The 13,566-nt window shown below is 69.8% G+C and carries 12 protein-coding genes and 2 pseudogenes; 10 read left to right on the forward strand and 4 right to left on the reverse strand.

The features are described from left to right. Positions 1-206 precede the first annotated feature (206 nt). Both HWX00_RS16100 and HWX00_RS16105 read right to left on the reverse strand, forming a co-directional pair. A complete protein-coding gene (locus HWX00_RS16100; protein WP_175028643.1) occupies positions 207-1,583 on the reverse strand; it encodes an ATP-binding protein in 1,377 nt (458 codons plus the stop codon). Next, positions 1,580-2,242 carry a response regulator gene (locus tag HWX00_RS16105; protein WP_034189341.1) on the reverse strand — a complete coding sequence of 221 codons (663 nt, stop codon included), beginning with the start codon at positions 2,240-2,242 and terminating at the stop codon, positions 1,580-1,582. Before HWX00_RS16105 ends, HWX00_RS16100 begins: the two co-directional genes overlap by 4 nt. 231 nt (positions 2,243-2,473) lie before the next feature. Between HWX00_RS16105 and HWX00_RS16110 the strand changes: the two genes are divergently transcribed. From HWX00_RS16110 to HWX00_RS16140, 7 genes and pseudogenes are all read left to right on the forward strand, one after another. Beyond that, a complete protein-coding gene (locus HWX00_RS16110) occupies positions 2,474-2,827 on the forward strand; it encodes a YgiW/YdeI family stress tolerance OB fold protein (protein WP_034189342.1) in 354 nt (117 codons plus the stop codon). A gap of 55 nt (positions 2,828-2,882) precedes the next feature. Beyond that, complete coding sequence (locus tag HWX00_RS16115; RefSeq protein ID WP_175028642.1) at positions 2,883-3,743, forward strand: MurR/RpiR family transcriptional regulator; 861 nt, start codon at positions 2,883-2,885, stop codon at positions 3,741-3,743. A gap of 59 nt (positions 3,744-3,802) precedes the next feature. Next, entirely contained in the window at positions 3,803-4,228 is a 426-nt protein-coding gene (locus HWX00_RS16120) for a GNAT family N-acetyltransferase (RefSeq protein ID WP_069245977.1), read from the forward strand. A 184-nt stretch (positions 4,229-4,412) separates the two neighbouring features. After that, a complete protein-coding gene (locus HWX00_RS16125; RefSeq protein WP_175028641.1) occupies positions 4,413-6,080 on the forward strand; it encodes an ankyrin repeat domain-containing protein in 1,668 nt (555 codons plus the stop codon). 129 nt (positions 6,081-6,209) lie between these two features. Further along, a pseudogene (locus tag HWX00_RS16130) lies at positions 6,210-7,032 on the forward strand (isocitrate lyase/PEP mutase family protein). A 335-nt stretch (positions 7,033-7,367) separates the two neighbouring features. Next, a complete protein-coding gene (locus HWX00_RS16135; protein WP_049032821.1) occupies positions 7,368-7,634 on the forward strand; it encodes a YodC family protein in 267 nt (88 codons plus the stop codon). A gap of 101 nt (positions 7,635-7,735) precedes the next feature. Further along, positions 7,736-8,905, forward strand: a pseudogene (locus HWX00_RS16140) (cytochrome P450). Between the two features lie 15 nt (positions 8,906-8,920). Here the strand turns inward: HWX00_RS16140 and HWX00_RS16145 are convergent. Together HWX00_RS16145 and HWX00_RS16150 are read right to left on the reverse strand one after the other, a co-directional pair. Continuing rightward, the gene (locus tag HWX00_RS16145; protein ID WP_034189349.1) at positions 8,921-9,247 is read right to left on the reverse strand and encodes a superinfection immunity protein; all 327 of its coding nucleotides are present in this window, start codon (positions 9,245-9,247) and stop codon (positions 8,921-8,923) included. A gap of 90 nt (positions 9,248-9,337) precedes the next feature. After that, the gene (locus HWX00_RS16150) at positions 9,338-9,757 is read right to left on the reverse strand and encodes a rhodanese-like domain-containing protein (RefSeq protein ID WP_049032816.1); all 420 of its coding nucleotides are present in this window, start codon (positions 9,755-9,757) and stop codon (positions 9,338-9,340) included. Positions 9,758-9,871: 114 nt separating this feature from the next. Here HWX00_RS16150 and ftrA point away from each other — a divergent pair, with 114 nt between their 5' ends. The 3 genes from ftrA to HWX00_RS16165 all read left to right on the forward strand — a co-directional run bounded on the left by ftrA (position 9,872) and on the right by HWX00_RS16165 (position 13,524). Beyond that, entirely contained in the window at positions 9,872-10,834 is a 963-nt protein-coding gene (gene ftrA, locus HWX00_RS16155) for a transcriptional regulator FtrA (protein WP_034189351.1), read from the forward strand. 85 nt (positions 10,835-10,919) lie between these two features. Beyond that, a complete protein-coding gene (locus HWX00_RS16160; protein ID WP_059556960.1) occupies positions 10,920-11,990 on the forward strand; it encodes an NAD(P)H-dependent flavin oxidoreductase in 1,071 nt (356 codons plus the stop codon). Positions 11,991-12,069: 79 nt separating this feature from the next. Then, complete coding sequence (locus HWX00_RS16165; RefSeq protein WP_034189352.1) at positions 12,070-13,524, forward strand: M20 family metallopeptidase; 1,455 nt, start codon at positions 12,070-12,072, stop codon at positions 13,522-13,524. The last annotated feature ends 42 nt before the right edge of the window (positions 13,525-13,566 follow it).

Genomic DNA, 13,566 nt, shown 5'->3' on the forward strand with positions numbered 1-13,566 from the left:
CAAAATAGACAACTGGTTGTCAAATTGGATGCGCGGATCAAACGAATCGTCCATGACGATCGACGGGCGCGCGGCTGCCCCGGGCTGGCGCATTTGCCGCGCATGCCCGACAAATCCTTTCCGATCAAGGGCTTGGTGTCGTTAATGGAAGGTTGTCCACAAGCTTGCCAACATAATCTGTGGACAAGCTTCCGGTCACGTGCGCATCAGACCGGTGCGGGAAACCGCACCGTGACGGTCAGCCCGCGCCCGCCCTGCGTGGTGCCGAGCGCGACCGTCGCGCGATGCTGTTCGGCGATTCGCTTGACGATCGACAGCCCGAGCCCGCTGCCCGACGACGTGACGGCCTGCGCGCCTTCGCCGCGATAGAAGCGTTCCCACACGTCCGTGCGTTCGGCTTCCGGAATACCGGGGCCGTCGTCGGCGACTTCGAGCACGGGCGTCGTGCCGTCGACGCGCGCGGACACGTCGACGCGCGCGCCTGCGCCCGCATAGCGGATCGCGTTGTCGACGAGGTTGTTGAGCAGCACGCGCAGCGTGTCGGCATTGCCCGCGGCCATCACGGGCGCGGCGACGATCGCGCCGAGATCGATCCGGTGCGCGTCGGCGACGCGCGCGCGGTCCGACACCACCGACCGGCACAGCGCGGCGAGATCGACGGGCTCCGACGTCGAGGCGGCCGCCTGCGCATCGGGTTCGAGGCGCGCGAGCGTCAGCAGCTGCTCGGCGAGGTGGCCGAGGCGCGTCGTGCCCGCCTGGATCTGCGCGAGAATGTGCTCGCGCTCCTCGGCGGTCGCCGCGCGCCGCAGCAACTGCGACTGGATCGACAGCCCCATGATCGGCGTGCGCAACTCGTGCGCGGCATCGGCGATGAAATGCCGCTGCAGCGTGAACGACCGGTCGAGCCGCGCAAGCAGGTCGTTGATCGCTTCGGCGAGCGGGCGGACCTCGTTCGGCATCGACGCGACGTCGACCGGCTCGAGGTTGTTCGCATTCCTGCGTTTCAGGCCCGATGCGATCGTGCGCAGCGGCCGCAACCCGGCGCCGATGCCGAACCACAGGCCGATCGCGAGCAGCGGCAGCATCGAGAACACCGGCCACAGCAGATGCACGGCGATCCCGGCGATCGCTTCCCAGCGGGCATGCCGCGCCTGCGCGAGCCGGATCGTCGTGCCGCCGCGTTCGGTCACGTAGGTGCGCCACGACTGGCCGCCGACGTCGACGCTCGCGATACCCTTCTGCGCGGGTGCCGGCAACTTCGAATCGCGGTCGGTCGAATACACCAGCGTGCCGTTGCGCCACACCTGCAGCAGGACCGCATCGGGGTCGCTCGCCTCGAAACCGTGCTTGCCGTTTGCACGGTCGCTGAACGACAGCTCGCCGTTCGGGCCGACGACGATTTGCTTCGACATGCTGCGCATCTGGTCGTCGAGCAGGTCGTCGAGCTCGCGCAACGCACCCCAGTAGGTGCCCGCGCTCGCGACCAGGCCGATCACGCACGCGGCCGGCAGCAGCCACGTCAGCAGGCGTCGCCGCAGCGACGCGTTGCGCCAGCGTGCGATCGTGCGTTGCACGTGCGTCATGTGCCGTCACCGATCCGGTAGCCGACGCCGCGCACCGTGCGGATCATGTCGTGGCCGAGCTTCTTGCGCAGGTTGTGGATATGCACCTGTACCGCGTTGCTCTCGATTTCCTCGCCCCAGCTGTACAGCCGCTCCTCGAACTGCTCGCGCGAAATCACCGCGCCCGGTTCGCGCATCAGCTCGTGCAGCAGCACGAACTCCTTCGGCGACAGCGGCACTTCCTCATCGTCCAGCCAGACGAGGTGCTTGACGGGATCGAGCCGCAGCGGGCCGATCGCGAGTGTCGTCTGCGCGCGGCCCGCGTGGCGGCGGTTGACCGCGCGGATGCGGGCGAGCAGTTCGTCGAGTTCGAACGGCTTGACGAGATAGTCGTCCGCGCCGCTGTCGAGGCCCGCGATGCGGTCGGGCACGCCGTCGCGCGCGGTGATGATGATCGCGGGCAGGTTTTCGTCGCGGCGGCGCAGCGCGGCGAGCACCGACAGGCCGTCGCGGTTCGGCAGCCCGAGATCGAGCAGCAGCAGGCCGTAGCCGGTCGAACGCAGCGCGAGCGACGCGGCATCGCCGTCCTTCACCCAGTCAACCGCGAAGCCTTCCTGTTTGAGGCCCTGTTCGAGCCCGCTGCCGATCAGCGGATCGTCCTCGACGAGCAGTACGCGCATGGATTCGTGTCTCTTCAGCAGGGCGCGGCAACGCCCGGGATTCCCATGATAAGCGCGCGCGTCTTAGGTCAAGCTTAAATGCGGAGGGCGCCGCCGCCATTTCGTACCTGTCCAATGCGGCACCGTGTCGCCTCGGCGCGCCCTTCAGGTTTGCTTAATCTTACGATCCGTAATCTGGTGCCGTCGCGTTCAACGGAGCGCGGCGTCACATTCAAGCAGAGGACCGACATCATGAAACACCTGGCCAGAATCCTGGCGGTTGCACTCGCCACGCTGCCCGCCGCCGTCTATGCGCAATACACGGGGCCATCCGCGCTGACCACGACGACCGTGAAGGAATTGCTCGCCAACGGCAAGGACGATCAGCACGTGCAGTTGCAAGGGCGCATCGTCAAGCACGTCGGCGGCGAGGACTACGAGTTCGCCGACGCCACCGGCACGATCCGCGTCGAGATCGACCACAAGCTGTGGGCGGCCGGCCAGCCGGTCAGCGACAAGAACGAAGTGAAGGTGACCGGCGAATTCGAGCGCAAATGGTCGGGCAGCGTGAAGGTCGACGCCGATCACGTCGAAGTGCTGCGCTGACCGGTGCGCGCGGGGCCGGTGATACCATGAGCGACCGGTTCCCGTTCCCATCACGATGGCTGCCAATTTCGACGAACTCGCGTCCCGGATCCGGGCGCAATTTTCCGAGCTGAGCCCGCAATTCCAGGCGGGCGCCGCCTTCCTGCTCGACCATCCCGACGAAGTCGCCACGTCGTCGATGCGCAAGGTCGCGCAGCGCGCGCAGGTGCAGCCTGCGTCGCTCGTGCGGCTCGCGCAGCAATTCGGTTTTCCCGGCTGGAACGAGTTGCGCGATCTGTGCGTCGCGCGCGTGCGCGCGCGGCCCGAGCCGCTCACGCAGCGCGCGCGCTCGCTGGTGCGGCCCGACGCGAGGGCGTCGCTCGCGCATGACCTGCTCGCCGCGCAGCAGCACAACCTGTCGGCCACCGCCGCGCAGAACGAGCACGCGCTCGCGGACGCGGCCAGGCTGATCCGCAAGGCATCGCATGTTCACGTGGCGGGGTTCCGCTCGTGTTATCCGGTCGCGTTCGGGTTCGTGTACGGCTACCGGCTGTTCCGCCCGACCGTGTCGCTGCTCAACGGCGTCGCCGGTTCGCTCGAAATGGAGCTGCGGACGATCGCGAAGCAGAGCGTGACCGTGGTCGTCAGCTTCGCGCCGTACTCGGCGGAAGCAACACGCGTCGCGCAGGCCGCGAAGGAGCAGGGCAGCAAGGTCGTCGCGATCACCGACAGCGCGGTGGCGCCGATCGCGCTGCACGCGGACGCGCAACTGATCTTCACGCACGACAGCCCGTCGTTCTTCCCGTCGCTGGTGGCCGCGCATGCGATGGCCGAGGCGCTGGTCGCGCAGTTGCTCGCGCTCGAAGGCAGCGATGCGATCGCGGCGCTCGAGCGTACCGAAGCGGCGCTGCACGCGAAGGGCGCCTACGTGGTCTGACGCGCGCGGTGCGTGCGGCTCCAGCCAATTCCCGTTCACGATTCAACCCGACGCAACCGATGACGTTCACCTACGAAGTGACCGACGCGGGCGACGCGGACGTACGCAAGCAGATCGTCGCGCCGCTCGTCCGGTTCAACGAAAGCCAGGCCGGCCCGGCCGAGTTCCGGCCGCTGGCCGTGGTCGTGACCGACGCCGCCGGCGCGGTGGTCGGCGGCCTGTGGGGCGGCACGGCGTTCGGCTGGCTGCACGTCGACCTGCTCGTGGTGCCCGAGGCCGCGCGCGGCCAGGGCGCCGGCACGCGCATCATGGATCTGGCCGAAGCGGAGGCGCTCGCGCGCGGCTGCCACAGCGCGTGGCTCGACACGTTCGATTTCCAGGCGCGACCGTTCTACGAAAAGCGCGGCTATGTCCGCTTCGGCGAGCTGCCGGACTATCCGGTCGGGCACACGCGCATTTTCCTGACGAAGCGGCTCGCGGGCTGAGCGGCGCTGCGTCGGCAGGTTGACGATGTCGCCGGCCGTCGCCTACGATACCGGGCAGCGATGCAGGTCGCTTCCGGGTCCGCGGAAAGGGTTGAACCCACCTGTGTCGCATCCACTCGAGGTTTCCCCATCCTTTGTGCTGGCGGTATTGCGGACCTTCGGCCATCCATGCACGAGGATCCGCATGAACACGCTGCCTCCCAACGCCCATCCCGATCATCTGAAAAAGCAGGCCAAGGCATTGTTGCGCCTGTACCGGCAAGGCGACGCCGGTGCCGTCGCGCGCTTTGTCCGGTCGCTCCCCGCCGCCGCGAACCGCACGCACGACGAAACACGCGCGCTCGGGCTCCGCCTGCACGACGCGCAGTCCTGCATCGCGCGCGAGTACGGCTTCGCGTCGTGGGCCGATCTCGGCGCGTTCGTCGAAATGCGCGCGCTCGCGCGGCAACCGCGGTCGGCGCTGATCCGGCGCTGGCTCCACCTCGCCTACGGCGGTGAGGTGACCGGCGGCGTCGATGCGCCCCGGCCGCGTGTCGCCGCGCAATTGTTGCTCGACCATCCCGATCTCGTGTCGGCCGATCCGGCCATCGCATGCGCGGCGGGCGATCTCGACGCGGTGAAGGCGGCGCTGGCCGCCGATCCCGGCTGGATCGCGCGCGCCGGCGGTGCGTTCAAGCTGCCGCCGCTGGTCGCCGTCACGCATTCGCGGCTCGGGCGGATTCCGGCGTTCGCCATCGGGCTGCGCGACTGCGCGCGTCATCTGCTCGATGCAGGCGCGGATCCGAACCAGCGGATCGGCAACCGGTTTCCGCCGGCTTCGCTTGCCGAGCCCGACGAGTCGGCGCCACTGTCGGCGCTGTACGGCGCCGCGGGCGTCAATCGCGATCCGGCGCTCACGGCGATGTTGCTGGAAGCCGGCGCCGACCCGAACGACGGCGAATCGCTGTATCACTCGCTGGAGAATCCGGCCTGCACGCGCGTGCTGCTCGAGCACGGCGCGCAAGTGGGCGGCACGAATGCGTTGCGGCGCGCGTTCGACATGCGCGACGCGGCGGCGCTCGAACTGCTGCTCGCGCATGGCGGCGACGCGAACGAGCCGCCCGGCGCGGGCCTCGCGCGGACCTGGGGCGCGCCGTTGCTGCGCGCGATCGGCGTGCGCTGCTCGGCGCGCCATGTCGCCGCGCTGCTGGCGGCCGGCGCCGATCCGCGCGCGTGCACGCCGGCGGGCGTCAGTGCGTACCGGCTGGCGATGCAGGCCGGCTTGACCGACGTCGCGGCGCTGCTGCGCGCAGCCGGCGCGGAAGAGGCGCTCGGCCCGGACGACGCATTCGTGGCGGCCTGTGCGCGTGCCGACGCCGACACCGCGCGGCGTATCCGGGCGCGCCATCCGGAACTGCCCGGCGCGCTGACCGAGGCCCGGCTGCGACAACTGCCGGATGCCGCCGCATGGGGGGCGCGCGACGCGGTGAAGGTCATGGTCGAGCTGGGCTGGCCGATTGCCGTGCGCGGTGGCGACTGGGACGCGAGCGCGCTCAATCACGCGGTGTTCCGCGGCGATGCCGATCTGCTGGCGTTCCTGCTCGCGCACGGCGCAAGCTGGCGCGAGCCGCACGGATTCGGGAGCGACGCGCTCGGCACGTTGTCCTGGGCGTCCGTCAACGAACCGGAGGGCGTCGACGTACCCGACTGGGAAGCGTGCGCACGCGTGCTGATCGCACATGGCGTGCCGCAGGCGGTGCGCGATCCGTCGCATCCGGACGCCGTGCTGATCGACGGCCGCACGATGCAGTTCTCCGAGGGCGTCGCCGACGTGTTGCTCGGCATCGACGGCGGGCCGGCTGCATCGACGTAAGCGCCGGCTGCCGGCGCGCGTCCCGCGCGTCGGTTTTTTCCGGTCGCGCGACGACATTTCGGCCATCGCTGAAACGTCGCGCGCACGACCGGCGTAAGCTCACCCGTCATGACCATCCGGGAGTCCACGATGACCCGTTCCGACCTGCAAGCGCGCCACGCCGAAGTTTTCCGTTCGCTGCACACGCGCCCCGGCGCGTTCATCATCCCGAACCCGTGGGACGCCGGCACCGCGCGCCTGCTGGCGATGGCCGGTTTCGAGGCGCTCGCCACGACGAGCGCCGGCTACGCGTTTTCGAAAGGGCAGCCCGACAACGCGATCGACCGCGACGCGATGCTCGACCACATTGCCGATCTCGTCGCCGCGGGTGGCCTGCCGGTGAGCGCCGATCTCGAGAACGGCTTCGGCGATGCACCCGACACGGTGGCCGAAACGATCCGGCTGGCGGCCGAGGCCGGCGCGGTCGGCGGCTCGATCGAGGACGCGACGGGCCGCGCCGACGCGCCGATCTACCCGCGCGGCGCGCGCGCTGCCGTTTCCGTTCACCTTGACCGCGCGCTGCGAAAACTACCTGCACGACCGCCGCGATCTCGACGACACGATTGCCCGGCTCGTCGCCTATCGTGACGCGGGCGCCGACGTGCTGTATGCGCCGGGCATCACCGACGCCGACGAAATCGCGGCCGTGACGCGGGCGGTCGGCGCGCCGGTGAACGTCGTGATGGGGCTGCAGGGCGGCTTGCTGAGCCTGGACGAACTCGCGGCGCTCGGCGTGAAGCGCGTCAGCGTCGGCGGCGCGCTGGCGCGGGCCGCGCTCGGCGCGTTCCTGCGCGCCGCGACCGAGATGGCGCGCGACGGCACGTTTACGTTCGCACAGGCGGCCGTGCCGGGGCGCGACATCAACCGCTGGTTTGCGGCACCCGATAATTCGCCGGTTTTGTTCGGAGAATGATGGCCAATTAAACATGGGATCGTTTCCAGCGGAAACGTCGATTGACAATAATCAACCTATTTCGCGTCTTAATTAACCGTCGATGACGGCGCGAAAACCATCGTTTATTCTCCGCATTTCCCCCGGTTGCCCCGATCCGCCGTGCAGGCCGCGCCGGATCGGGCGATCGGCGGCCCGCCGCGCGTGTCGATGGCGCGTATCGTTGCATTTTCTCGATCAATGTATTTTCGTGTGCGGCAGTTGCCGGCCGTTTTTTTGATTGATAATCTGCGGCACATTCAAATGACCGGTTGGCGGGCCGCCGGGAATATCAATATATAAAATCCGAGAGAGCGATGACGATCCGAGAAAATCAGCGCGTCAGGTTTCGCGTCGGCGATGTCGTGACGCTGAAAACGGGCGGGCCGCGCATGACCGTCACCTATGCGGGGCCGGTCGTGTTCGACGACGGCGACTGGCTGATCTGCCAGTGGTTCGACGAAAACGGCGAATTCCGGCAGGAAATGTTCCATCACGACACGGTGCTGCCCGAGCCGCGCGCGATTTCGGCCGGGCGCGTCCGGATGCGCATGCAGTCGCACCGCGACCGGTCGGCCGCCTGACCGTTGCCTTGCGTTGCGAGGCCGCGGCGCGCGGCGCCCGTGCCGCGACATTTCACGTGAACCCGAAACATGCGGCGGTGCACGCCATCGATACTGAGCGCATGAACCCGACCGATCCCATTGCAGCGGTGACGCACCGCGATCCCTAACCCTACTATGCGACGCTCGTCGACGGGCCGCCGCTCGCGTTCGACGCCGCGCTCGGCCTGTGGGTCGCGAGCCGCGCGTCGACCGTGACGGCCGTGCTCGGCCATCCGGCCTGCCGCGTACGCCCGCTGGACATGCCGGTGCCGCCCGCGTTGCGCGGCACGACGGCCGGCGCGCTGTTCGGCGAGCTGGTGCGCATGAACGACGGCGCGTCGCGGCACGACGTGCCGAAGCAGGCGCTGCGCGCGGCGTTCGCGCCGATCGACACGGAGGCGCTGCGCGCTCGCGCGGCGCAGCTTGCCGCGCGACGGTTGCCGGCGCCGGGCGACGCCGACGCGCTGAATACGTGGTGCATGACCGTGCCCGTGTGTGCGGTTGCCGATCTGCTCGGCTTCGACGAAGCGCAGCTGGACGATATCGCGGCGCGGGTCGTCGACTTCGTCGCCGCGCTGTCGCCGTTGTCGGATGCCGCGGCGCTGGCGCGCGCAAGCGAAGGCGCGCGGCAATTGCTCGACCGGATGACCGAGCGCGTCGCGCAGACGCGTGCGCACGACGGCACGCTCGTCGCCGCCGTGCAGCAGGCAGCGCGCGCGTCGGGCTGGCAGGCAAGCGGCGCGCTGGTGGCGAATCTCGTCGGGTTGTTGTCGCAGACCTGTGAAGCGACGGCCGCGTGGCTCGGCAACACGCTGGTGGCATGGCACGGGGAAGCCCACGCCGCGCGCGCCGTGCCGGACGACACGGCGCTCGACGCCTTCGTCGCCGAAGTCGGGCGCTTCGATTCACCGGTGCAGAACACGCGCCGCTTCGTCGCGGCGCGCACGACGATCGACGGCGCGACCGTCGAAGCCGGCGACGCGATCCTCGTCGTGCTCGCCGCGGCGAACCGCGACCCGGCCGTGCATCGCGAACCGCACCGGCTGATGCCCGGCCGCGCGGCGGGGCCGAATTTCGGCTTCGGCACGGGGCCGCACGCGTGCCCGGGCGAGCGGATCGCGCGGGCGGTGACGGCGGGGGCGTTCGGGGCGTGCTTGCGCGCAGGCGGCTGGCCGCCGCACGAGGGACTGCACTGGACTTACCGCGCGTCGACCAACGTCAGGATGCCGAAGTTCGACGCGGCACGGTGAAAGGGAAAAAGGGACTTAACGGCAGCCTTGCTTCTCGGCCCATTGCTCCTGGGCCGCGACGCGGCGCTGCACGCGTTCGACGAGGCCGGACGAGAACGTCCGCATGCTGACGCCGCGGCGCTTCGCGAGGATCGTCTGCGCGACGTCGGTACGCGGGTTCGGCTGGCACGCCCAGTACAGCGTCATCAGCCAGCCGATGCCGGTCCATGCGAACAGCGCGTTGAACATCGCGATCGTCAGCTTGTCGTGCCGGCCGCGCCGGTCGGCAATGACGGCCGGCAGAAAATAGATCGCGATCGCGGCGACTGAACCGGCCACTTGAATCAGGACTGCATCATGCATGGTGCTGCTCCGTCCGAACTGCAATGTGGCTGATTGTCGCGCTTTTTTCGTTCGTGTGCTGGCAATTGATTGTTGCGTTTTTAATGACGATCAGTCGGCTTCGGCGCCGATCGGCTGCACTTCGTTGCTCAACGCGAAACCTTCGTCGCGCCAGCCCGTCACGCCGCCGATCATCAGCTTGACCGGCCGGCCGAGGCGCGCCAGCTGGATCGCCGCGCGTGCGGCGCCGTTGCAGTGCGGGCCCGCGCAGTAGACGACGAACAGCGTACCGGCCGGATAGCCGGCGAGCTTGCTCTCGATGATCTTGCGGCGCGGCAGGTTGCGTGCGCCAGGCACGTGGCCGGCGGCGAACTGGTCGGGGCCGCGCACGTCGAGCAGCACGAAGTCGGGTGCCCCGGACGCGAGCGCGTCGTGCACGTCCCAGCAATCGGTCTCGAATCGCAGCGACGCCTCGAAATGGGCGAGGGCGGCGGGGCTGTCGGCGGCGGGCACGTCGGTGACGTAGGACATGGGCAGGTTCTCCGGGTGGAAGGGGCGCGGAGCGCGCCGGGATGAGAGGCAGTATCGCGGTTCGGCCCGCTTTGCGGCAGTGGCGCAATCGACAAGTTCCGGTAACATTGCGCCATGCATGATCATCTCGTCGTCGCGCTCGCCTACGATCGCCTCTGCACATTCGAATTCGGCTGCGTGGTTGAACTGTTCGCGCTCGAGCGCCCGGAACTCGGCGTCGACTGGTATCGCTTCGCGGTATGCGCCAGCGAGCCGGGGCCGGTGCGCGCGGCGGGCGGCATCACGGTCGCCGCGCCGTACCGGCTCGCGATGCTCGATCGCGCGGACACCATCGTGATTCCCGGCTGGCGCGATCCGGACGAACGGCCGCCCGAGCCGTTGCTGAAGAAGCTGCGGGCCGCGCATCGGCGCGGCGCGCGGCTCTGCTCGATCTGTTCGGGCGTGTTCGTGCTCGCGGCGGCCGGCGTGCTCGACGGGCTCACGGTGACCACCCACTGGCGTTACGCGGAACGCCTGCAGGCGCGCTATCCGGCGCTGCGCGTGAATCCCGATGCGCTGTACGTCGACGAAGGGCAGATCGTCACGTCGGCCGGTTCGGCGGCGGGGCTCGACATGCTGCTGCATCTGGTGCGGCGCGACCACGGCGGCGCGATCGCGAACCGGGTCGCGCAGCGCCTCGTGCTGCCGCCGCACCGCGATGGCGGGCAGGCGCAATTCGTGCCGCGCCCGGTCGCGCCGGGCGGCACCGACCGGCTCGCGAAGCTGATCGACTGGATGCGCGCCCATGCGGCCGAGCCGCACACGCTGGCATCGCTCGCCGCGCAGGCCGCGATGAGCACGCGCACGCTGCAGCGCCAGTTCGCGGATGCGACGGGGATGTCGCCGCTCACTTGGCTGATCCGCGAGCGCGTGAACGTCGCGAAGGACATGCTCGAGGCGCAGCCCGCGCTGCCGCTCGCGCAGGTCGCGGCGCGCGCGGGGTTCGGCTCGGAGGAATCGTTGCGCCGGCATTTCCGGCGCGTCGCGGCGACCAGCCCGGCCGCATACCGGCGCGGCATGGATCGCGGCGGCACGTAGCGCACGCGGCATCAGGCCGGTTGTGCGCGACGAGACGAAGAACAACCCGCGTGGCGACGACCATGCATGGCGAAAAAGGATTCCGATGACGACACTGCCTTCCCGTTTGCCGTTGATCCAGGCCCCGATGGTCGGTTCGCTGAGCCCGCTCGCGATCGCCGTGTGCGAAGCCGGCGGGCTCGGTTCGCTCGCGTGCGCGGCGCTCGGCCCGCAGCAGTTGCGCGACGAGATCGCGGCGATCCGCGCCCGCACGCCCGCGCCGTTCAACGTGAACTTCTTCTGCCACACGCCGCCCGCGCCCGACGCCGAAGTCGACGCGCGCTGGCGCGCGGCGCTCGCCGGCTACTACGCGGAAGCCGGAGTCGATCCGGCCGGCGTGAAGGGCGGCCCGGGCCGCGCGCCGTTCGACGATGCGACGTGCGCGGTCGTCGAGGAATGGCGGCCGGCCGTCGTGAGCTTCCATTTCGGGTTGCCGGACGACACGCTGCTCGAACGCGTGCGGCGTACGGGCGCGCGAGTCGTTTCTTCCGCGACGACCGTCGAGGAGGCGCGCTGGCTCGATGCGCGCGGCGTCGACGCGATCGTCGCGCAGGGCGCGGAGGCCGGCGGCCACCGCGGGATGTTCCTGACCGACGACATCCATGCGCAACCGGGCCTGTTCGCGTTGCTGCCGCAGATCGTCGACGCGGTGCGCGCGCCGGTGATCGCGGCCGGTGCGATCGCCGACGGGCGCGGCATCGCGGCCGCGTTCGCGCTCGGCGCGCGTGCGGTGCAGATCGGTACCGCCTACCTGCTGACGCCGCAGGCCGGCCGGTCGGCGCAGCATCGCGCGGCGGTACGCGCGGCACGCGACGACGGCACGCGCATGACCAACCTGTATACCGGCCGCCCCGCGCGCGGGCTGCTGACGCGCTTCATGCGCGAACAGGGGCCGATGAGTGCCCTTGCGCCCGCGTTCCCGCTCGCGACGACCGCGGTCGATCCGCTGCGTAGCGCGTTCGAGCGGCAGGGCCGCGACGATTTCTCGCTGCTGTGGTCGGGCGAGGCCGCGGCGCTCGCGCGCGAGGCGGATGCCGGCACATTGACGCGACGCCTGTGGGACGACGCGCTGGCCTGCGCGGCAGGGCTGCGCGACGCGTTCCCGAAGGTCGTCTGAACGGCCAGGAGGGGGCGCCGGCGGGGGAGCATCGGCGTATGATCTGGGTTTTCGTCAGCCCGATCCAGGCACCCCCATCATGACTTCCGTCGACACGACCCCCGTCCTCGACCATGACAAGCTCGTTACCTTCGTCGAGCGCAAGTGGAACGATGAAATCCTCCATGCCCTGACCGACTACATCGCGATTCCCGCGAAGAGTCCCGCATTCGACCCCGACTGGGCGAAGCGCGGCTATCTCGAGCGCGTCGTCACGGACGCCGCGCAGTGGGCCGAACGGCAGCCCGTGAAGGGCCTGACGCTCGAAATCGTGCGCTTGCCGGGCCGCACGCCGGTGATCTTCTTCGAGACGCCCGCCACGCGCTCGGGCAGCACCGATACGATCCTGCTGTACGGCCACCTCGACAAGCAGCCCGAATTCGACGGCTGGCGCGCGGACCTCGGCCCGTGGACGCCGAAGCTCGAGAACGGCAAGCTGTACGGCCGCGGCGGCGCGGACGACGGTTACGCGATCTACGCGAGCCTCGCGGCGCTCGGCGCGCTCGACGAGCAGGGCATCGAGCGGCCGCGCTGCGTCGGCCTGATCGAGACCTGCGAGGAGTCGGGCAGCTACGACCTGCTGCCGTACGTCGATGCATTGCGCGACCGGCTCGGCCAGGTGTCGCTCGTCGTCTGTCTCGATTCGGGCGCCGGCAACTACGACCAGATGTGGCTCACCACGTCGCTGCGCGGCCTCGTGTCGGGCGACCTGCAGGTCGAGGTGCTGGAAGAAGGCATCCACTCGGGTGTCTACGGCGGCATCGCGCCGTCGAGCTTCCGCGTGATGCGCCAGCTGTTCGAGCGCCTGGAAGATGCGAAGAACGGCAACCTGCTGCCGGGCGTGTTCCATTGCGAGATTCCGTCGAGCCGCGTGCGCGAGGCCGAAGCGGCCGCCGCGATTCTCGGCGACACCGTATGGAAGGGGCTGCCGTGGGCGTGCGGCGCGGACGGCAAGCCGGTGCTGCCGACCACGACCGATCCGCGCGAGGCGCTGCTGAATTCGACATGGCGTCCGTCGCTGTCGGTCACGGGTGCGGCCGGCATGCCGGCGCTCGCCGATGCCGGCAACGTGCTGCGTCCGCGCACCGCGTTCAAGCTGTCGCTGCGCCTGCCGCCGCTCGTCGATGCCGCCCAGGCCGTGCAGCAGCTGAAGGAGCTGCTCGAACTCGATCCGCCGTACAACGCGAAGGTCACGTTCAAGCCGGACGCGGGCGCCGCGACGGGCTGGAGCGCGCCCGATCTCGCGCCGTGGCTCGCGTCGTCGCTCGACGCCGCGTCGCGCCGCCACTTCGGCGCCGACTGCGCGTACATGGGCCTCGGCGGCACGATCCCGCTGATGAACGTGCTGCAGGAAGGCTTCCCGTCCGCGCAGTTCATGGTGTGCGGCGTGCTCGGGCCGAAGTCGAACGCGCACGGCCCGAACGAGTTCCTGCATGTGCCGTACGCGAAGAAGCTGACCGCGGCCGTGGCCGACGTGATCGCGACCGCGCGCTGAGCGTCGCAGCGTCCGAAGCATCGATTTCCCGATCCGACTTGA

It is taken from the genome of Burkholderia seminalis DSM 23518 (assembly GCF_902832885.1).
Lineage (GTDB): Bacteria > Pseudomonadota > Gammaproteobacteria > Burkholderiales > Burkholderiaceae > Burkholderia > Burkholderia seminalis.